Here is an 18,859-nt window from a genome sequence, read left to right as displayed (position 1 = left end):
GGTTAAAATGGGCTGGCATGGCAGACGTTGATTTGTTCATGGCTGATGGGATGTACCAGGCGCAGTTCGCTGGCGTGTAACATCAGCCGCGACGTCTGCTCCGTGCCAGGCCACTCGCGTCCACCATAAAGATCGCAGCCCCAGATCGGATGACCCAAATGCTGACAGTGAAGACGTAGCTGATGGGTTCGTCCGGTCTCCGGCATCAGTTGCACCCGTGTCAGGGGCAGTGACCGTCCATCCTTCAGTAGCTGATTGAAGCGCTCAATCACCCGAAAACGGGAACGCGCAGGTTTACCGCTAATAGCACTAATCGACATCAACGGAAACAGTGCTGGATCTTTGACAATGGCGGCATCAATCACACCGTCATCCTGTTTCAGGTGTCCACATAACAATGCGCTGTACACCTTAGTCACCGCGCGCTGGCTGAACTGCTGACAGAGCGCTGCATTGATCGCTTTATTGCGTGCAACGACCATCAGACCCGAAGTACCAAAATCAAGCCGATGTACCAGCGTGCAGCCCGGGTATATCTGTACCAGACGATAGTGAACCGAATCAAGATTTTGCGGATTTTTCCCCGACAGACTCAGCAACCCACTGGGTTTATTGATAAGCAGCAGATGTTCATCCTGGTAAAGGATTTCTATTTCGTCATGGCACGGCGGAGCAACAAAGGTATCGAGAATCGTAGACATCAGACAACCAGACTAAAAAGTGGGGATAGATCATAACGAATTTTCAACCGGCTGGCGAATCAACTCGCTTCATGGTGGACAGTAAACGACGGAGAATTTTTGGCTTTCCAGACACGTTGCCCCCTTTCTCGGCGAGTAGATAGATCATTCGCTCACCCCTTACGGAGACAGGAACACGTGGCAATTTTTTGCTCTGAGTTCACTGTTTGCTCATCAAGGCGGCGTTAAGCCGGAATCAACATCCACAGTTGGTAATTCTGCTGAACAGTTCTATAGTCGAGACTGCTTCTCAGTTACAGGATTCACTAATGCGATTTAACGGACTGACCAAAGGTTTCTTCATTTTCATTCTTGCCCTCGTGACCTGGGCGTTTTTCGACGTATTGTCCCCCTACTTCTCCGCAATCTTGTGGGCCGCAATTCTGACGACTATCTTTAATCCGGTAAAAAACAAACTGCGCAGTGCGCTTGGCGAACGTAACGGTCTGGCATCGTTAATCACTATTGGTATTATTTGCTTAATTGTCTTTATTCCTCTGATGGTGATCCTGTCGTCGTTGGCAATCGAACTGAATGTGGTTTACACCAAGTTGCAGCAAAACGATACGCAGTTTCCGGAAGTGGTCAGTTCTATTCTTTCTTATCTTCCTGACTGGGCCAGAGGATTCCTCGCAGAACACAATCTGGATAATGTCGCGCAGATCCAGAAAAAACTCTCCGACATTGCGCTGCAGGGCGGACAGTACCTCGCAGGCAGTGCTTTCCTGATTGGTAAAGGAACCTTCGGCTTCGCCATCAGCTTTGGCATCATGCTGTACCTGCTATTTTTCCTGTTGAAGGATGGACCGTATCTGGTGCGTCAGATTCTGGATTCCTTACCGCTGTCTGATTTTGCCAAGCAGCACTTGTTTGCCAAATTCGTGGGTGTCACGCGGGCGACAGTCAAAGGCACGGCGGTTGTCGCTGTCGTACAGGGCACGCTGGGCGGCATTGCTTTCGCCATTGTCGACATCGACGGCAGCGTTTTGTGGGGCGCACTAATGGCATTCCTCTCGTTGGTGCCAGCGGTTGGCTCGGCGATAGTCTGGGTCCCGGCGGCTATTTTCCTCTTTGCCACCCACCAACTGTGGCAAGGGCTGTTTATTGTCGGATTCTTCGTCATTATCGTCGGACTGGTGGACAATATCCTGCGCCCACTACTGGTAGGAAAAGACACCAAAATGCCGGACTACCTGATATTGATTACCACCCTCGGTGGGATGGAGATTTACGGTATCAATGGCTTTGTGATTGGCCCGCTAATCGCTGCACTGTTTTTGGCGAGCTGGAATCTGTTCTCCGGACGTGACCATGAGGGCAACGTAGAAGGTATCGATGAAGCCTTCATGGAAGAAGGAAAAAACCCTCCAGATTTATGATGGCATGACGATAACAAGGGGCGACCGCGGGTCGCCTTTTGTTTTCACGCAAAATCATACGTTTCCTATAATTTCAATCATGCTTATTCATTAATCGTCGCAGAAGGAACGAAAAAGTGCGAATAGCCACAATCACCAACTGGGCCTACAGTGCGACGGTATGCCTGACCATTGCCTCCGGCGTTGTTATGCTGATGGCATCCGGAGCAGACAATACTGAACGTCAGGTGGTAGAGCAGCGGTATAAATTTGATCAGCTAACCGAAGAGGTGGAGCTCGATGCCTGGTCATTGTCAGATTTAGCTCGCGAGTACGTGATCGCCAAAGATCCAGACGCACTGAATGCCTATCGCCAAAAGGCGTCATCACTAAAAGCGATTGAGCTGCGGTTAACAAAATTAAAAGACTTCGGCGCGACAGGTGAAGAGCTGGCGCTGCTGCATGAAGGATTACAAATTGTCGATGCGCTGCAGGAAGAGCAAGCAGCCGCGCTCGCCAGTATGGCCCGCGGAGAAACGTCACAGGCAATCGCCCTGCTCTACGGCAAAGCCTATGAACAGGAACTGGAACGGGCGCAGGTGCGGATAGATCATTTCCGGCAATTGCTCGATAACCGTGTACGTAACAGCATTGACGATGCCACCAGGACTTCCCGCATACTGCGTACGCTCTCCGAAGTTATGGTCGGTTTAACCGCGCTGCTGTTTTTGTTTGTCCTCGGCTTTATTTTGAAACGCCGCGTACTGCGTCCGGTTGTGCGTCTGAGCGACGTGGTTCACCGTCTCGCATCGCAGGATTATGCCGTAGAAACGCCTAACTTTAATCAGATTGACGAGATTGGCGATATGGCGCAAGCCATTCGCATCTTTCGTGAGAACGGCCTGGTGCGGCAGCGGCTGGAGAAAGAGCGGGACGCCGACTGGGCGATCCGTGAACTGTTGGCTCGTATGACCCAGCGTTTACAGGGCTGCGAAAACTTTGCCGATGTTATCAATGTTGCGCAGCTTTTTGCCCCGAACATTGCCCCTGGCGTTGCCGGACGGCTCTACATTCTTGATCGGCAAGCCTGGCACATGCGCTGTGCCGCCGAGTGGCTTTCGCCGCAAGGCAAAACAGACCCTTTCCATCTGGATGACTGCTGGGCAGTGCGCCGTGGGCAAAGTCATCCTCCCGTGCAAGGTGAGCCTGATATCGCCTGCTACCACCTGCCTGAGTCGTGTCAGGATCATACCCTGTGCGTACCGTTGATCGCCCAGGGGGAAGCCATCGGCCTGCTCTCATTCCAGAATCTCAGTGACAATTCCGCCCCTTCCCGTGCTTATCTGGAGCTGATGGCCGAGGCACTTGGACTGGCATTAGCCAACCAACGTCTGCGCGATGCATTACTGGAAAAAGCGCTTTACGACCCACTGACCGGTCTGCGTAATCGCCATCACCTTGAAGACACTCTGCGCACCCAAATGAGTCAGGCTGTCCACAACCAGGAACCGATCAGTTGCCTGATGATCGACATCGATCACTTCAAAAACATCAACGACCGATTTGGTCATGAGGCAGGTGATGGGGTGATAAAAAGTATCGCAGCAATTATTCAGCGCGTTGTTCACGACCACGGAATGGCCTTCCGCTACGGTGGTGAAGAGTTTCTGGTTCTGCTTGCCGGTATGGATGAAGAAGCGGCCAATCGCTTTGCGACGGACATTTACAACGGGGTACGCGAGTTGACGCTCAGCTTTGGCGTCTCTGACATCGGTCATGTTGATGTGTCTATTGGTGTCGCCAGCTACCCGCAGCACGCCCAGAGCGATAACCTGTTACGTGCCGCGGATGTCGCGCTGTATCGCGCAAAAGAGCTGGGGCGTTCGCGCATAGTGAGCTTTGGGATGCTGGAAGCGAGCTAAAAAGCGGTGCGTAAGCCCAGACGGGTACTTCCTAAAATATCCCCCCGAGCGGGCAGAGCATTACTTTACCTCTACCCCTGGTAGTGATATGTTGACCCGATGAATATAAAACACGATTGCAACGGTTTTAACCACAAGCGTTGGTGGCAGCCTTCTTAAAGGCGGTCAGAATGTGTTTATCCATTTTTAAATAACCGCCGAAAGGCGGTTATTTGCATTTTGAGACCCCTTTCGGTTTTATGCTTAAGGAGTCTTCTATGAACAACAAATCCATCATCCTTACCGGCGACCGCCCTACTGGGCCACTGCATCTTGGCCACTATGTCGGTTCCCTGCGCCAACGCGCGATACTGCAACACGACTATCAGCAGTTTGTTCTGGTCGCAGACCTGCAAGGCCTGACCGATAACGGCAGCGATCCACAAAAGATCCAAAATAACATACCCGAAGTGTTGGCCGATTATCTCGCTGCAGGTATTGATCCCTCACTCACCACCCTTTGTTTACAATCAGCACTACCTGCCCTTGCCGAACTCACCGCGCTGTATATGAATATCGTTACCGTGGCTCGCGTCGAGCGTAACCCAACGGTCAAAAATGAAATTGCGCAAAAAGGTTTCGCCCGTTCGCTTCCGGTCGGTTTCCTGGTTTACCCCATCAGCCAGGCAGCAGATATTACGGCGTTCAAAGCCAGCCTGGTGCCCGTCGGCGACGATCAGTTGCCGATGATCGAACAGACTAATGAAATCGTGCATAAGATGAATAGCCTGTTACCGACCCCCGTTCTGCATCACTGTAAAGCTATGTTAAGCGAAACCAGCCGTCTTCCTGGTATTGACGGCAACGCCAAGATGTCGAAATCACTCGGTAATACGCTGCTCCTGTCGGCAAGTGAAGAGACTATCCATCGCGCCGTCAGCGCAATGTACACTGATCCTAACCACCTAAAAGTGTCCGATCCGGGGCAAATTGAGGGTAATGTCGTGTTCACCTATCTGGATGCTTTTCACCCGGATAAGGCCAAAGTCGCAGAAATGAAAGTGAATTATCAGCAAGGAGGATTGGGTGATCGGGCATGCAAAAATGAGCTGGAGATGTGCCTGCAAGAACTCATCGCGCCCATGCGTGAGCGTCGGGCAACCTATATTCAGGATAAAGGTATGCTGATGGCGATGCTTAAAAAAGGCAGCGCGCAGGCCTACGACATCACACAGCAAACGCTAAGAGAAGTAAAACAAGGATTGGGATTGTCGGTATTTTAATCTTGATTGACGTCCCATCATGCATCCCCCCTTCGGAGTGCATTTTGCTTAAATCTGAGCTGAGCCCATTTTGAGAACGATATAACGCATGCAAACCGCTATTTATATCCCGCCGTAAATGGCACTAACGGGAAGATGTGACCCCGTATCACCATGCTATATATCCAGCGACACAAACTCATCACGAAAGGGAAGCATCGTTATGTTGAAAGGTAAAAGAGCCGTTATCACCGGCGGCGGAGGAGGATTTGGTCAGGCGTTGTGCGTTTGGTTGGCTCGAGAAGGCGTCAACGTGGATTTTTCTGCCCGGCGGGTTGAGGATATTCACAAAACCTGCAGCATCATCGCCGCTGAAGGTGGTGCTGCAAAAGGGTATCTGTGTGATTTAACCCAGCCTGAATCTATTTCTCAGTTTGCTTCACAACTCTTAGATATAGACAGGTCCATCGACATTCTAATCCTCAATGCTGCTCAGTGGTTATCAGGGACTATAGACGAACAACCGGACTCAGAAATCTACAATACCGTCAGCTCAGGCCTGACAGGTTCAATTCTACTAACACAGGCATTGCTTCCAGGATTAAGGCGCTCAGACAGTGCTGACATTGTTTCGATTATATCTGTATGCGGCATTCCGAATTTTACGGATTCAATTGCCCATCCCGCTTTTTTTGCCAGTAAACACGGGATGAGTGGTTTTACAACTAAACTGTCGGAACAGTTATCCAAAGAAAATATACGGGTAACCGGGTTATACCCACCGGATTTTGAATTGACCGGGTTAGATCCTCTTGTCGACACTCAATCCAGAATGGGAGAACATCTAATGAATGGGCGTTCTGTCTGGGAAACAATTCATTTTGTGCTGACTCAACCGCGTAGTTGCCATATTAGTACCCTTTACTTTCAAGGACCCACTCGCGAAGATTTGGAGCATTAGGGACTGAATCTGGCAGCACTAAACCGAGCGGACTCACCTCCGCTCCTCACTTGCCCCGGCAGCACCATGCTGTATGGCTATGCCGATGTCTGACAGGTCCTGCTCTGAGGAGTTCGCTATGACCACCTTTTATCAACTAACAGCCACCAGCCTGGACGGCCAGCGTATCCCTATGGCTGACTATGCTGGCAAGCTGGTTCTGGTGGTAAATACCGCCAGCCATTGTGGCTTCACGCCACAATATGCAGGTCTGGAAGTACTATACAAAAAGTACGCATCTCGTGGGCTGGTGGTGCTTGGTTTTCCCTGCAACCAGTTTGGTAAGCAGGAACCCGGCGACGCCGACGAAATCGCGCAGACCTGCCACATCAACTACGGTGTAAGCTTCCCAATGTTTGAAAAAGTGGAGGTTAACGGTGCCGCTACGCATCCGGTATTCCGTTATCTAAAAGACGAGTTGCCCGGCATGCTGGGGGGACGGATAAAATGGAATTTCACAAAATTCCTGATCGGACGCGATGGCAAGCCGCTAAAGCGTTTTGCGCCGTTCACTACCCCGGAGAAAATGGAAACCATCATCCTTGCTGCACTTGAAATCTAGGTATTATTGTCAATTGAAATGTCTGCCTGGTGCCATAAGCGGAAGGTGAAAGTTTAAGCTTTTGTTAACGGCTCAAAGTCGGGCATTAGCCTCTGGCAGGACAGAAAAGACCAGAAGTGTCATTTCACCCGGTAAGGATTTCGACATTGCAGACACCGTCAGGCGGTCATAATCTCAAACTAGATTGCAGCACCCTGTCTGTCAGGCAATTTCGACGTTGAGGACAAGATATCAATCAGGGCACCTGTATTAGCCGTGAGCTCTCCCTTGCGCCATATCAGTTCCGTTGTTATTTGACTGTTTTCTGAATCAAAGGGATGGACTGTGATGAGTTCCTGTGTCGGAAACGTATCGAGGATTGGTGTTGGTATTACCCCCGCCCCCATTCCAGAACTGACTCCCCCCAGAATGGCATGGTAGGAGGACATTTCTGCCAGCCTGTAAGGTCTGATCCCAGCCTCTCTGAACCAGGTTGTTAGCCGGTCGCGATAGGAGCAACCGTCACTGAATACCAGCAACGTTGTGTGAGCTAAATCGGCAGCAGAACGTATCTGCGGGAAATTTGCTGCGGCGATAATAACCAGTTCTTCCTTGTAAACAACCATGCGTTCCAGTCTGTCATTAGCCGGCGCGTCTGCAATGAAGGCTGCATCAAGTTCGTGACTAAGCACTGCATCGAGCAGTGTGCGGCTTATCCCGGTAACCAGCTCCACCTTTACTGATTGATGTTGCTGGTAGAGACGCGCCAGCGGCTCAGGCAACCTTGTTGCGGCCATACTGTCGAGCGCCCCCAGTCGGAACCGACCGCCAGGCACCGGCTTTACCATCTGCTGTTCTGCTAAGGTAACCAGCTCGATAATCTTCAGTGCATTGTTATAAAGCACCTGACCTTCATTTGTCGGAAGAAACCTACGGCCAGACCTTACAAACAGTGTGGTTCCGAGCTGGCTCTCCAGGTTCTGAACGCGAGTGGTTATTGCGGAGGGGACTCGGCAGAGCAAATTTGCTGCTGCAGTAATAGTACCTGTTTCTACCAGTGCGATGATGGTCCGGAAGTCAGCTATATCCATACTTTCACCACAATTGAAAATTGGATTCTATTTTATTCAATTGAAATGAATCTACATGTTTTTTAATTTATTTACTCCATTTAAACAGCTACCAGCCTCCCAGCTAGTCTCAAGCGCTTGTTGATCATCGCAAAATGGTCACGTTTGATTAATACGGGAGCTATTGAGGGTAATAAAATGAAGAAACTTGGATTAATCGGCGGCACCGGACCAGAATCAACATTGCTCTACTATCGCAAATTTGTTTATGAAGCTAACAAAAGAATTGGCGACACATTCTTCCCGTCTCTAACTATTGAAAGTATCAATGTATATGACGTCCTGACCATGTGTGGACGGAAAGATTATGAAGCGCTGACGAGGTACCTGGCCAAGGCTGTCGGGAATTTGGTGGCCGCTGGGGCTGAAGTCGTCGCCTTGACCGGTAACACACCACACATCGTCTTCAACGAACTCCAGTCGTGTACAACAGTTCCTCTTGTCAGCATTATCGAGTCCACTTGTGCAGAAGTTCAGACTCAGGGCCTGAAAAAAGTAGGTCTCGTGGGAACACGATTTACAATGGAGGCTGACTTCTTCAAACGGCCTTTCACTGAAGCAGGCATCCAGGTGGTCATCCCGCATGCTGACGAGGTTGATTACACCGCAGAAAAAATCCACGATGAACTCGAAAGAGGCATTATTAAGTCACAGACGCGAGACACGTTTACCGCGATCATTGAGCGGATGTATCAGGATGAAGGCATTGAGGCCATCATTCTGGGATGCACAGAGCTTCCCCTTTTGTTCGCGGGTACAGCGTTACCTGTTAAAGCACTGGACACGGTTGATATTCATATTGAGGCGTTGTTTAAAGCTCTTCAGTAGTGTTTTACATCAATTTTCGGAAAGAACCGGGGGCGAACTGCCCCTTTGTTTAACACGCTACGATTTAAGTAATGCCTTCATAAAAATTCGAACTTCCGCTCTTCGCTCAAAGCGGTCGCTAGTCCTACCCCATCCCCAACTAATGCCATAGTCAGTAAGATCCTTACCAAAGATCCCCTATTCATTGCCCTTTCCCTCCGACTTTACAAATATGTGCCATCTCACGAACAAACGATGGAAAGCGTGATTTTTACAGTGCTGGGCTATCTGCGACAATTGCTGAACGGCCAGAGTGTACTGGCGTGGCTGTATCTGTTTTTTATGCGATTTCTCATGCTCGATTAACAGAGAATCACGCTTTGATAATGGTGATGCCCTTTCCTTCAATACTCCTTAACCAATTATCATCGGTTTCACTATCAACCACGATAGTATTGATTAGCCCTACCTCACCGATAACAAACGATGACGCAGCGTTGACCTTCTCCGGCGACACCAGTACGACCGTTTCCGCCGCTCTGCCGGAAAATGCACGTTTGATGCACGCTTCTTCATAATCACCCGTGGTTAATCCCGCTTCAGGATGAATACCCGTTACCCCCATGAAGAAAATATCCGCATGAATATTGCCGATGCCTTCAATAGCGGCCGCCCCTACACTGACAATGGAGTGCTTGTACAGTCGGCCACCGATCAAAATAACGTCAACCTCGGGTTTATCGACCAACCCCAGTGCAATGCTGGGACTGTGTGTCACCACGGTAATATGCAGATCGTCCGGCAGACAGGCAATCAGCTCTGATGTGGTCGTGCCGCCATCCACAATAACAACTTGTCCCGAAGAAATGAGTTCAGTGCCTTTGCGCGCGATCTTCATTTTCACATCTGTTTTTAATGATTTACGCTCGGAAAATGTCGCAACAGCTGAAGACGATGGCAAAGCACCACCATGAACGCGCTGCAATCGCCCTTCTGCGGCAAGCTCACGTAAATCCCGTCGAATGGTGTCTTCTGAAACGCCAAATCGATCACTCAGATTTTTCGATTGGACCTGCCCTTCAACCTGCAGTTGTTCAAGAATAAGGTGTTTACGTTGATGAGCGAGCATATGACCGTTCCTGTTTATGCATGTTTATACTTGTATTTGCACGATAATGCTGATTATGATGTCAACTCTACGGATCAAGGAGTCTTCATGCAACCTAAGCGTGCAGAAATACGCATCGTCGATAACCTAACATTATCCGATGACTGGTATTGTTTAAAAAAATACACTTTTGATATTCAACGAAGAAACGGTGATTGGCAGCGCCAAAGTCGTGAAGTTTACGATCGCGGCAACGGAGCCACGATTCTGCTCTATAACCGTGACAGGAAAACAGTGATCTTAACTCGTCAGTTTCGTTTTCCGGTATTTATAAATGGTCACGATGGCTATCTCATTGAAACAGCAGCAGGTCTTCTTGACAACATGGCTCCTGAAAAACGGATCAAAGCCGAAGTTGAAGAAGAAACCGGTTTTCGTGTATCCAGCGTACAGAAGGTTTTCGAGGCGTACATGAGCCCAGGCTCGGTCACGGAGAAGCTCTATTTTTACATCGCGGAATATGATGCTGCCGACAAGACAAGTGCCGGTGGTGGAATTGCGGCTGAAGGAGAAGATATCGAAGTGCTTGAGTGGCCGCTTGCAAGCGCACTTGCCGCAATTGAAAGTGGTCTTATCGTCGATGGCAAAACCATTATGTTGCTTTATCACATCGCGCTGAAAAACATTCTATGAGGTTCTCTTTGTGAAACAACTTATTCGCATTGCTGGCCCCTACCGTAGCGGTACGGATGGAAAACAAAATCTTATCGATGCGAATCTTGCTCGCCTGGAAGATGCAGCGTTAGCGGTATATCAAAGAGGACACATTCCTGTAATTGGCGAATGGCTGGCACTACCACTGGCAAAAGCTGCCGGTTCTACGGCTATTGACGATGAAATCGGCGAATCTATGATCTACCCTGTTGCCCATCGACTTATCACCAAATGTGATGCGATTTACCGTATTAAAGGCGCTTCTAAAGGTGCTGATATGGACATCGATGTCGCACATAAGCATGGACTCACCGTTTATTTCCGCCTTGAAGACATCCCGTTGGCGTAATTTTATTGTGCTATTGCCTGCGAATGTGCAGGCAATTAAACCATCGCCAATGGGATCTATGACTCTCAGGAAAGATGGGGAGCGCAAGCGCGGGCAATAAGGGATGCTATTAATGCCAAAATCATAACCCCTTTAAAATGTCATTTTTATCTCATTTCATTTCCAATTGTAATGATAACCATTCTCATGTTAATGTAGCCGCGTGATAATTAACTTTTGATGCAATCCGCATGTCTGACCGCGCCACTACTACCGCTTGCTTCACGTTCGAGTCGCTTTATGGCACACATCACGGCTGGCTGAAAAGCTGGCTGACGCGCAAGCTCCAGTCTGCCTTTGATGCTGATGATATTGCCCAGGACACATTTTTACGGGTAATGGGCAGTGACTCGCTCAAGACTGTCCGCGACCCTCGTTCCTTCCTGTGCACTATCGCCAAACGGGTAATGGTCGACCTGTTTCGCCGAAACGCGCTGGAAAAAGCCTATCTGGAGATGCTGGCGCTGATGCCGGAAAATCTCGCGCCTTCGCCCGAGGAACGTGAGAGCCAGCTCGAAACCCTGCAACTCATCGACAGCATGCTTGACGGCCTGAACGGAAACACACGCGAAGCGTTTTTGCTTTCGCAACTGGAGGGGCTCAAATACAGCGAGATCGCGCTTAAGCTCGGCGTCTCCGTCAGCTCGGTGAAAAAGTATGTGGCAAAGGCTATCGAACATTGTCTGCTGTTTCGTCTGGAGCACGGCCTGTGAACGCTGCTATCACCGATTCTCGCCGTCAGGCTTTGCGCTCGGCATCACACTGGTATGCGGTATTGAGCGGCGAGCGTGTCAGCCCACAGCAGGAAGCTCGCTGGCAACAATGGTATGAACAGGACCAGGACAATCAGTGGGCATGGCAACAGGTTGAAAACCTGCGCAGCCAGCTCAGCAGCGTTCCGGGCGATGTCGCCAGCCGGGCGCTGCACGATACGCGCCTAACTCGTCGTCACGTCATGAAAGGGTTGTTGCTACTGCTTGGCGTGGGTAGCGGCTGGCAGCTCTGGCAATCTGAGGCCGGAGAAGGTCTACGTGCCGACTACCGCACCGCTAAAGGCGTGGTCAGCCATCAGCGGCTGGAGGATGGCTCACTGCTGACGCTCAACACACAAAGCGCCGCTGATGTTCGTTTTGATACGCATCAGCGCGCTGTCCACCTCTGGTATGGCGAAATTGCGATTACCACCGCAAAAGATGCGCAGCAGAGGCCTTTCCGTGTGATGACCCGCCAGGGTCAGCTCACCGCGTTAGGCACAGAATTTACCGTCTTTCAGCACGATAACATCACGCGCGTAGCCGTACAGCAGCACGCTGTTGAAGTCCGCCTGGCAAATCATCTGCAGGAAAAACGTATCGTCAACGCTGGCGAGAGCCTGCAGTTTAGCGCGTCTGAATTTGCTGAAATCACCACATCGGATGATGAAAGCGCAACCTGGACCCAGGGTGTTCTGAGTTTCAGCGATAAACCGCTGGGTGAGGTCATTGCCACACTGGGCCGTTATCGCAACGGCGTGCTGCGTTGCGATCCGGCAGTGGCCGGGCTGCGCCTGAGTGGCACGTTCCCGCTGAAAAATACCGATGCGATTCTGGATGTTATTGCCCAGACACTTCCAGTTAAAATTCAGACTGTTACGCGATACTGGGTAAATATTTCGGCACTGTAAGAAAAATAATTCTCATTTTCATTGTCCTTTTTCCCCTTCTCATTCGACTCATAGCTGAACACAACAAAAATGATGATGGAGAAGGTATGACGCCTTTACGCGTTTTTAGCAAAACAACACCTTTGGTTAACGCCATTCGCCTGAGCCTGCTGCCGCTGGCTGGGCTCTCGTTATCCGCTTTCGCAGCGCAGGTTGATATTGCACCAGGCTCACTCGATAAAGCGCTAAACCAATATGCCGCACACAGCGGAATTACCCTGTCTGTTGATGCCAGCCTGACGCGCGGCAAGCACAGCAACGGTTTGCACGGCGATTACGATGTTGAGAGTGGTTTGCAGCAGCTGCTCCTGGGCAGTGGCCTGCAGGTGAAGCCGTTAGGGAATAACAGCTGGACGCTCGAACACGTTCCTGCGCCGCAGGAAGATGCGCTCACGGTTGTGGGCGACTGGCTGGGCGATGCGCGCGAAAACGACGTATTCGAACATGCCGGCGCGCGTGACGTTATCCGCCGTGAGGATTTCGCCAAAACCGGCGCGACGACCATGCGCGAGGTGCTGAATCGTATTCCTGGCGTTACCGCCCCGGAAAACAACGGTACCGGTAGCCACGATCTGGCGATGAACTTTGGTATTCGCGGCCTGAACCCGCGCCTTGCCAGCCGTTCAACGGTGCTGATGGACGGTATTCCGGTGCCGTTTGCCCCTTACGGCCAGCCGCAGCTTTCCCTGGCACCCGTTTCGCTCGGAAATATGGACGCCATCGATGTGGTGCGCGGCGGTGGTGCGGTGCGTTACGGACCGCAGAGCGTGGGCGGCGTGGTGAACTTTGTTACCCGCGCCATTCCGCAAGACTTCGGGATCGAAGCCGGCATAGAAGGCCAGCTCAGCCCAACGTCCTCACAAAATAATCCAAAAGAGACGCACAACCTGATGGTGGGCGGCACAGCGGATAACGGTTTTGGCACCGCCCTGCTTTACTCCGGCACGCGCGGCAGCGACTGGCGCGAGCACAGCGCGACGCGCATCGATGACCTGATGCTGAAAAGCAAATATGCGCCGAACGACGTGCATACCTTCAATAGCCTTCTGCAATACTACGACGGTGAAGCCGATATGCCCGGGGGCCTGTCGCGCGCGGATTACAACGCCGACCGCTGGCAATCTACGCGTCCGAACGATCGCTTCTGGGGGCGTCGCAAGCTGGCAAGCCTTGGCTATCAGTTCCAGCCGGACAGCCAGCATAAATTCAATATTCAGGGCTTCTACACCGAAACCCTGCGCAGCGGCTATCTGGAACAGGGCAAACGCACCACGCTTTCACCGCGTAACTATTGGGTACGCGGCATTGAGCCACGCTACAGCCAAAGCTTTATGGTGGGCCCTTCCGCGCACGAAGTGGGGGTGGGATATCGCTATGTGAGCGAGTCGACGCATGAAATGCGCTACTACACCGCCACCAGCAGCGGGCAACTGCCGACCAGCGCCAGCCCTTACGATCGTGACACACGTTCCGGTACCGAAGCGCACGCCTGGTATCTGGATGACAAAATCGATATTGGCAACTGGACTATCACTCCGGGTATGCGCTTTGAACATATCGAGTCATACCAGAACAACGCCATCAAAGGCACACATGAGGAAGTGAGCTATAACGCCCCGCTTCCGGCGCTAAACGTGCTTTATCACCTGACTGACAGCTGGAATCTTTATGCAAACACCGAAGGCTCGTTCGGCACCGTACAGTACAGCCAAATTGGCAAGGCTGTGCAAAGCGGCAATGTGGAACCGGAAAAAGCGCGAACCTGGGAGCTCGGCACCCGATACGACGATGGCGCGCTGACCGCGGAAATGGGGTTGTTCCTGATTAACTTTAATAATCAGTACGACTCCAACCAGACCAACGACACCGTTACAGCACGCGGTAAAACGCGCCATACCGGGCTGGAAACCCAGGCCCGCTATGACCTCGGCACGCTGACGCCAACGCTCGACAACGTTTCAGTCTACGCAAGCTATGCGTACGTGGACGCCGAGATTCGTGAGAAAGGCGACACCTACGGCAACCAGGTGCCGTTCTCCCCGAAACACAAAGGCACGTTGGGCGTGGACTATAAGCCGGGCAACTGGACCTTCAACCTGAACAGCGATTTCCAGTCCAGCCAGTTTGCGGATAACGCCAACACCGTCAAAGAGAGCGCCGACGGCAGCACTGGCCGTATCCCAGGTTTCATGCTCTGGGGCGCACGCGTAGCCTATGACTTCGGTCCGCAGATGGCAGACCTGAACCTGGCGTTCGGTGTGAAAAATATCTTCGACCAAGAATATTTCACCCGCTCCTACGACGACAACAATAAAGGCATCTACGCAGGCCAGCCGCGCACGCTGTATATGCAGGGGTCGTTGAAGTTCTAAATCCCGTTTACCCGGCCTGCACGCTGTTTTTGTCGGCCGGGTAAACGACGCGCCACTCGACACAGGCCACTCACATGTTTACATCATTACGCACCCTATTCGCCGCTCTGCTGCTGCTCACCGGCCATGCTTTTGCCGCCACGGTTCATGACGAACATGGCACCTTTACGCTTGATAAAACACCACAGCGGATCGTGGTGCTGGAACTGTCGTTCGCGGACGCACTGGCAGCCGTCGATGTTAGTCCGGTCGGCATTGCCGACGATAACGATGCCACGCGTATTCTTCCAGAAGTTCGCGCCCATCTTAAACCCTGGCAGTCTGTCGGTACGCGCGCGCAGCCGAGCTTAGAAGCCATCAGCGCGCTGAAACCGGATCTGATCATAGCCGACAGCAGCCGTCATGCGGGTATCTACAGCGCCTTGCAGCAAATCGCACCGGTGCTGCTGCTTAAGTCCCGCAATGAAACCTACACTGAAAATCTGCAATCTGCGGCCATCATCGGCGAAGTAGTGGGCAAAAAGGCGCAGATGCAGTCACGTCTGGCGCAACACCAACAACAGATGTCAGCGTGGGCAAGCCAGTTGCCAAAAGGCACGCTGGTGTTGTTTGGTACGTCCCGGGAGCAGCAGTTCAACCTGCACACGCAGGAGACCTGGACCGGGGGCGTCCTGACCTCTCTGGGGCTGAAGGTGCCTGCGGCAATATCCGGTGCGTCTATGCCGTCTATCGGCCTGGAGCAGTTGCTGGCGCTCAATCCAGCATGGCTGCTGGTCGCCCACTACCGCGAAGAGAGCATCGTCAAACGCTGGCAGCAGGACCCGCTGTGGCAGATGTTAACTGCGGTACAAAAACAGCAGACGGCGTCGGTCGACAGTAACACCTGGGCGCGGATGCGCGGCATTTTCGCGGCCGAACGCATTGCCAGTGACACGGTAAAAATCTTCCATCACCAGCCTTTATCCGATGTGAAATGACGGTTCTCAGACATCCAGCGCTGCAGTGGGGTCTTCCCCTTGCCGCGCTTATCACTCTCTTCTGGCTGAGTCTGTTTTGCTACTCGGCCATTCCTGTTTCTGGCGTTGACGCCATTCACGCTCTGCTGCCGGGCCATACGCCGACGCTTGCACAAGCGCTGGTGCAAAACCTTCGTTTGCCGCGAAGCCTGGTCGCCATTCTGATCGGCGCGAGTCTGGCTCTCGCGGGAACGCTGCTGCAGACCCTGACGCATAATTCAATGGCATCCCCTTCGCTGCTTGGTATTAACAGCGGCGCGGCGCTGGCGATGGCGCTGACCAGCGCTCTCAGCCCCGTGCCCGTTGCAGGTTACTCCATCGCCTTTATCGCCGCCTGCGGTGGCGGCGTAAGCTGGCTGCTGGTGATGACCGCTGGCGGCGGATTTCGCCACAGCCAGGACCGAAACAAATTGATCCTCGCGGGCATCGCGTTCTCGGCGTTTTGCATGGCCCTGACCCGCATCACCCTGCTGCTGACGGAAGATCACGCTTACGGCATTTTATACTGGCTCGCGGGAGGCGTATCCCACGCACGCTGGCAGGAGTTCTGGCAGCTTTTCCCGATGGTGGCGGTTGCCCTGCCGGTGGTGTTGCTGCTGGCTAATCAACTGAACCTGCTTAACGTCAGTGACAGCACTGCCCGCACGCTGGGGGTGAATCTGCCAAAGCTACGTTTGATCATCAATATTCTGGTGCTGCTTCTGGTCGGTGCCTGCGTCAGCGTGGCTGGCCCGGTGGCGTTTATCGGCCTGCTGATGCCGCATCTGGCTCGCTTCTGGGTGGGATTCGATCAGCGCAAGGTTTTGCCGATGAGCATGCTTTTGGGCGCTACGCTGCTGCTGCTGGCAGATCTTCTGGCCCGAGCGCTGGCTTTTCCTGGCGAATTGCCTGCCGGGGCAGTAGTGGCGCTGATTGGCGCGCCCTGCTTTGTCTGGCTGGTCAGGAGGCGTGGATGAAAATTGCGTTAGTCATTTTCATCGCCCTCGCATTGACGGGATTTTCGGTTCTGTCTCTGCAAATGGGGGTGATCGCCGTTCCCTGGCGCGCCCTGCTGACCGACTGGCACACCGGGCGCGAGTATCATTACGTGTTAACGGCGTACCGCCTGCCGCGATTGCTGCTGGCGCTGCTGGTCGGCGCAGCCCTCGCGGTGGCAGGCGTTCTGGTACAAGGGATCGTGCGTAACCCTCTGGCATCGCCGGATATTCTTGGCGTAAATCATGCCGCAAGCCTGGCCTCTGTGGGCGCGCTGTTGCTCTTGCCGTCACTACCGGTGATTGCCCTGCCGCTGCTGGCCTTCGCCGGTGGCATGGCAGGCTTGATTCTGCTGAGAATGCTGGCGAACACCAGCCAGCCGATGAAGCTCGCGCTCACGGGTGTCGCACTTTCTGCCTGCTGGGCCAGCCTGACGGATTACCTGATGCTTTCGCGCCCACAGGATGTCAACAGCGCCCTGATGTGGCTGACCGGCAGCTTATGGGGACGTGACTGGAGTTTTGTGAAGATTGCCGCCCCGCTGCTGATGTTATTTCTGCCGCTGAGCCTGGGTTTTTGCCGCGATCTCGACCTCCTGGCATTGGGCGATGCGCGTGCCACCACGCTCGGGGTGTCGGTGCCGCGTACACGGTTTCAGGCTTTACTACTGGCGGTTGCCATGACGTCAACCGGCGTGGCCGTCTGCGGCCCGATTAGCTTTATTGGACTCGTGGTACCGCATATGGTGCGCACCATTACCGGTGGGCGTCACCGCTGGCTGCTGCCCGTTTCGGCCATGACGGGTGCATTGCTGCTGGTGGCGGCCGACCTGCTGGCGCGAATTATTCATCCCCCGCTGGAGCTTCCGGCTGGCGTGCTGACCGCCATTATCGGTGCGCCGTGGTTTGTCTGGCTGCTTGTGAGAATGCGATAAATGACATTACGAACTGAAAATCTGACGGTCTGTTACGGGACAAACAAGGTGCTTGACGGCGTATCACTCGCACTGCCTACGGGCAAGATTACTGCGCTACTTGGCCCTAACGGTTGTGGGAAATCGACGCTGTTAAACTGTTTTTCACGGCTGTTAATGCCGCAGTCCGGCACCGTATTTCTTGACGACAATCCCATCAATACGTTCTCATCGCGCCAGCTTGCCCGCCGGCTGGCGCTGCTGCCGCAGCATCATTTAACGCCAGAGGGGATCACCGTCCAGGAGCTGGTTTCCTACGGCCGCAACCCGTGGTTACCACTTTGGGGGCGTCTTTGTGCGCAAGACAATGCGCGGGTCAATCTCGCCATGAGCCAGACCCAAATCCATCATCTTGCCGACAGACGGTTAACCGATCTTTCTGGCGGCCAGCGCCAGCGCGCATTTCTGGCGATGGTCCTGGCGCAGGATACGCCCGTTGTCCTGCTCGATGAGCCAACGACCTATCTCGATATCAATCATCAGGTGGAACTGATGCGGTTGATGGGCGCACTCCGAGCCCAGGGGAAAACGGTAGTCGCAGTGCTGCACGACCTTAATCAGGCCAGCCGATACTGCGATCATCTGGTGGTCATGGCCAACGGACATGTGATGGCACAAGGCACACCCGAAGCAGTGATGAATCCTGGATTGCTGAGAAGTGTATTCAGCGTGGAAACGGAGATCCATCCCGAGCCGATATCTGGCAGACCAATGTGTGTGGTGAGGTAGATTGTACAGGTCGTATGCAGTAAACCTCGGCTAAACGAAACGGGAACTGTGCCGCAGTGTCCTTCTGCCTGGCTCTGAATGCTTGCGATGAGCAATGCTCATCGTCCATCAACTTGTTTTAGAATGTTCGCTCTGTGCCAGGT

18 protein-coding genes are annotated in these 18,859 nt (G+C 52.8%); 15 read left to right on the top strand and 3 right to left on the bottom strand.

Annotated elements, in window-relative coordinates; all coding sequences use genetic code 11:
* Positions 1 to 2: 2 nt before the first annotated feature.
* Positions 3 to 701: an RluA family pseudouridine synthase gene (locus JTI85_RS10960; protein WP_048211772.1), complete on the bottom strand. Its 699-nt coding sequence runs from the start codon at positions 699 to 701 to the stop codon at positions 3 to 5.
* A 308-nt stretch (positions 702 to 1,009) separates the two neighbouring features.
* On the opposite strand from JTI85_RS10960, the gene JTI85_RS10955 reads away from it, so the two are divergent.
* The 5 genes from JTI85_RS10955 to JTI85_RS10935 all read left to right on the top strand — a co-directional run bounded on the left by JTI85_RS10955 (position 1,010) and on the right by JTI85_RS10935 (position 6,823).
* Entirely contained in the window at positions 1,010 to 2,119 is a 1,110-nt protein-coding gene (locus JTI85_RS10955; RefSeq protein ID WP_061067851.1) for an AI-2E family transporter, read from the top strand.
* Positions 2,120 to 2,235: 116 nt separating this feature from the next.
* Positions 2,236 to 4,020, top strand: coding sequence for a diguanylate cyclase (locus JTI85_RS10950; RefSeq protein WP_219351477.1), 1,785 nt, complete (start codon positions 2,236 to 2,238; stop codon positions 4,018 to 4,020).
* A gap of 257 nt (positions 4,021 to 4,277) precedes the next feature.
* Positions 4,278 to 5,282, top strand: a complete 1,005-nt coding sequence (trpS, locus tag JTI85_RS10945; RefSeq protein ID WP_048211775.1) for a tryptophan--tRNA ligase — start codon at positions 4,278 to 4,280, stop codon at positions 5,280 to 5,282.
* A gap of 202 nt (positions 5,283 to 5,484) precedes the next feature.
* Positions 5,485 to 6,222, top strand: a complete 738-nt coding sequence (locus JTI85_RS10940) for an SDR family oxidoreductase (protein ID WP_219351476.1) — start codon at positions 5,485 to 5,487, stop codon at positions 6,220 to 6,222.
* A 118-nt stretch (positions 6,223 to 6,340) separates the two neighbouring features.
* A complete protein-coding gene (locus tag JTI85_RS10935; RefSeq protein WP_115643440.1) occupies positions 6,341 to 6,823 on the top strand; it encodes a glutathione peroxidase in 483 nt (160 codons plus the stop codon).
* Positions 6,824 to 7,002: 179 nt separating this feature from the next.
* Here JTI85_RS10935 and JTI85_RS10930 read toward each other — a convergent pair whose 3' ends face one another.
* Entirely contained in the window at positions 7,003 to 7,893 is an 891-nt protein-coding gene (locus tag JTI85_RS10930) for a LysR family transcriptional regulator (RefSeq protein ID WP_121584792.1), read from the bottom strand.
* Positions 7,894 to 8,070: 177 nt separating this feature from the next.
* Here JTI85_RS10930 and JTI85_RS10925 point away from each other — a divergent pair, with 177 nt between their 5' ends.
* On the top strand, positions 8,071 to 8,760 hold the full coding sequence (locus JTI85_RS10925) for an aspartate/glutamate racemase family protein (RefSeq protein WP_137375958.1): 690 nt from the start codon (positions 8,071 to 8,073) through the stop codon (positions 8,758 to 8,760).
* A gap of 352 nt (positions 8,761 to 9,112) precedes the next feature.
* Here JTI85_RS10925 and JTI85_RS10920 read toward each other — a convergent pair whose 3' ends face one another.
* A complete protein-coding gene (locus JTI85_RS10920; RefSeq protein ID WP_061067844.1) occupies positions 9,113 to 9,868 on the bottom strand; it encodes a DeoR/GlpR family DNA-binding transcription regulator in 756 nt (251 codons plus the stop codon).
* A gap of 87 nt (positions 9,869 to 9,955) precedes the next feature.
* Here JTI85_RS10920 and JTI85_RS10915 point away from each other — a divergent pair, with 87 nt between their 5' ends.
* The 9 genes from JTI85_RS10915 (at position 9,956) to fecE (ending at position 18,716) form a co-directional block, all read left to right on the top strand.
* Positions 9,956 to 10,540, top strand: coding sequence for an NUDIX domain-containing protein (locus tag JTI85_RS10915; RefSeq protein ID WP_219352578.1), 585 nt, complete (start codon positions 9,956 to 9,958; stop codon positions 10,538 to 10,540).
* Positions 10,541 to 10,550: 10 nt separating this feature from the next.
* Entirely contained in the window at positions 10,551 to 10,910 is a 360-nt protein-coding gene (locus JTI85_RS10910; RefSeq protein WP_219351475.1) for a DUF4406 domain-containing protein, read from the top strand.
* A gap of 230 nt (positions 10,911 to 11,140) precedes the next feature.
* A complete protein-coding gene (fecI, locus tag JTI85_RS10905; RefSeq protein WP_048211780.1) occupies positions 11,141 to 11,662 on the top strand; it encodes a ferric citrate uptake sigma factor FecI in 522 nt (173 codons plus the stop codon).
* On the top strand, positions 11,659 to 12,612 hold the full coding sequence (gene fecR / locus JTI85_RS10900; protein ID WP_115643445.1) for a ferric citrate uptake sigma factor regulator FecR: 954 nt from the start codon (positions 11,659 to 11,661) through the stop codon (positions 12,610 to 12,612). The genes fecI and fecR overlap by 4 nt, the downstream gene beginning before the upstream one ends.
* Positions 12,613 to 12,698: 86 nt before the next feature.
* Positions 12,699 to 15,023 (top strand): TonB-dependent Fe(3+) dicitrate receptor FecA, encoded by a 2,325-nt coding sequence (fecA, locus tag JTI85_RS10895; protein ID WP_219351474.1) that lies wholly within the window; start codon positions 12,699 to 12,701, stop codon positions 15,021 to 15,023.
* A 74-nt stretch (positions 15,024 to 15,097) separates the two neighbouring features.
* On the top strand, positions 15,098 to 16,000 hold the full coding sequence (locus tag JTI85_RS10890) for a Fe(3+) dicitrate ABC transporter substrate-binding protein FecB (protein WP_219351473.1): 903 nt from the start codon (positions 15,098 to 15,100) through the stop codon (positions 15,998 to 16,000).
* Entirely contained in the window at positions 15,997 to 16,995 is a 999-nt protein-coding gene (gene fecC, locus JTI85_RS10885) for an iron-dicitrate ABC transporter permease FecC (protein WP_199946371.1), read from the top strand. The genes JTI85_RS10890 and fecC overlap by 4 nt, the downstream gene beginning before the upstream one ends.
* Complete coding sequence (gene fecD / locus JTI85_RS10880; RefSeq protein WP_199975137.1) at positions 16,992 to 17,948, top strand: Fe(3+) dicitrate ABC transporter permease subunit FecD; 957 nt, start codon at positions 16,992 to 16,994, stop codon at positions 17,946 to 17,948. The genes fecC and fecD overlap by 4 nt, the downstream gene beginning before the upstream one ends.
* Entirely contained in the window at positions 17,949 to 18,716 is a 768-nt protein-coding gene (gene fecE, locus JTI85_RS10875; RefSeq protein ID WP_061067837.1) for a Fe(3+) dicitrate ABC transporter ATP-binding protein FecE, read from the top strand.
* Positions 18,717 to 18,859: the final 143 nt, after the last annotated feature.

It is taken from the genome of Citrobacter sp. Colony219 (assembly GCF_019382635.1).
GTDB classification, from domain to species: Bacteria; Pseudomonadota; Gammaproteobacteria; order Enterobacterales; family Enterobacteriaceae; genus Citrobacter; species Citrobacter youngae.
This window is presented reverse-complemented; position numbering and strand designations above follow the sequence as displayed.

Excerpts from the sequence above, each read along its gene's own strand:
- JTI85_RS10930 (WP_121584792.1), bottom strand. The coding sequence starts at position 7,893 with ATGGATATAGCTGACTTCCGGACCATCATCGCACTGGTAGAAACAGGT.
- JTI85_RS10890 (WP_219351473.1), top strand. The coding sequence starts at position 15,098 with ATGTTTACATCATTACGCACCCTATTCGCCGCTCTGCTGCTGCTCACC.
- JTI85_RS10915 (WP_219352578.1), top strand. The coding sequence starts at position 9,956 with ATGCAACCTAAGCGTGCAGAAATACGCATCGTCGATAACCTAACATTA.
- fecE (WP_061067837.1), top strand. The coding sequence starts at position 17,949 with ATGACATTACGAACTGAAAATCTGACGGTCTGTTACGGGACAAACAAG.
- JTI85_RS10920 (WP_061067844.1), bottom strand. The coding sequence starts at position 9,868 with ATGCTCGCTCATCAACGTAAACACCTTATTCTTGAACAACTGCAGGTT.
- JTI85_RS10925 (WP_137375958.1), top strand. The coding sequence starts at position 8,071 with ATGAAGAAACTTGGATTAATCGGCGGCACCGGACCAGAATCAACATTG.
- JTI85_RS10940 (WP_219351476.1), top strand. The coding sequence starts at position 5,485 with ATGTTGAAAGGTAAAAGAGCCGTTATCACCGGCGGCGGAGGAGGATTT.
- JTI85_RS10935 (WP_115643440.1), top strand. The coding sequence starts at position 6,341 with ATGACCACCTTTTATCAACTAACAGCCACCAGCCTGGACGGCCAGCGT.
- fecD (WP_199975137.1), top strand. The coding sequence starts at position 16,992 with ATGAAAATTGCGTTAGTCATTTTCATCGCCCTCGCATTGACGGGATTT.
- fecA (WP_219351474.1), top strand. The coding sequence starts at position 12,699 with ATGACGCCTTTACGCGTTTTTAGCAAAACAACACCTTTGGTTAACGCC.
- fecI (WP_048211780.1), top strand. The coding sequence starts at position 11,141 with ATGTCTGACCGCGCCACTACTACCGCTTGCTTCACGTTCGAGTCGCTT.
- JTI85_RS10955 (WP_061067851.1), top strand. The coding sequence starts at position 1,010 with ATGCGATTTAACGGACTGACCAAAGGTTTCTTCATTTTCATTCTTGCC.
- fecC (WP_199946371.1), top strand. The coding sequence starts at position 15,997 with ATGACGGTTCTCAGACATCCAGCGCTGCAGTGGGGTCTTCCCCTTGCC.
- JTI85_RS10960 (WP_048211772.1), bottom strand. The coding sequence starts at position 701 with ATGTCTACGATTCTCGATACCTTTGTTGCTCCGCCGTGCCATGACGAA.
- trpS (WP_048211775.1), top strand. The coding sequence starts at position 4,278 with ATGAACAACAAATCCATCATCCTTACCGGCGACCGCCCTACTGGGCCA.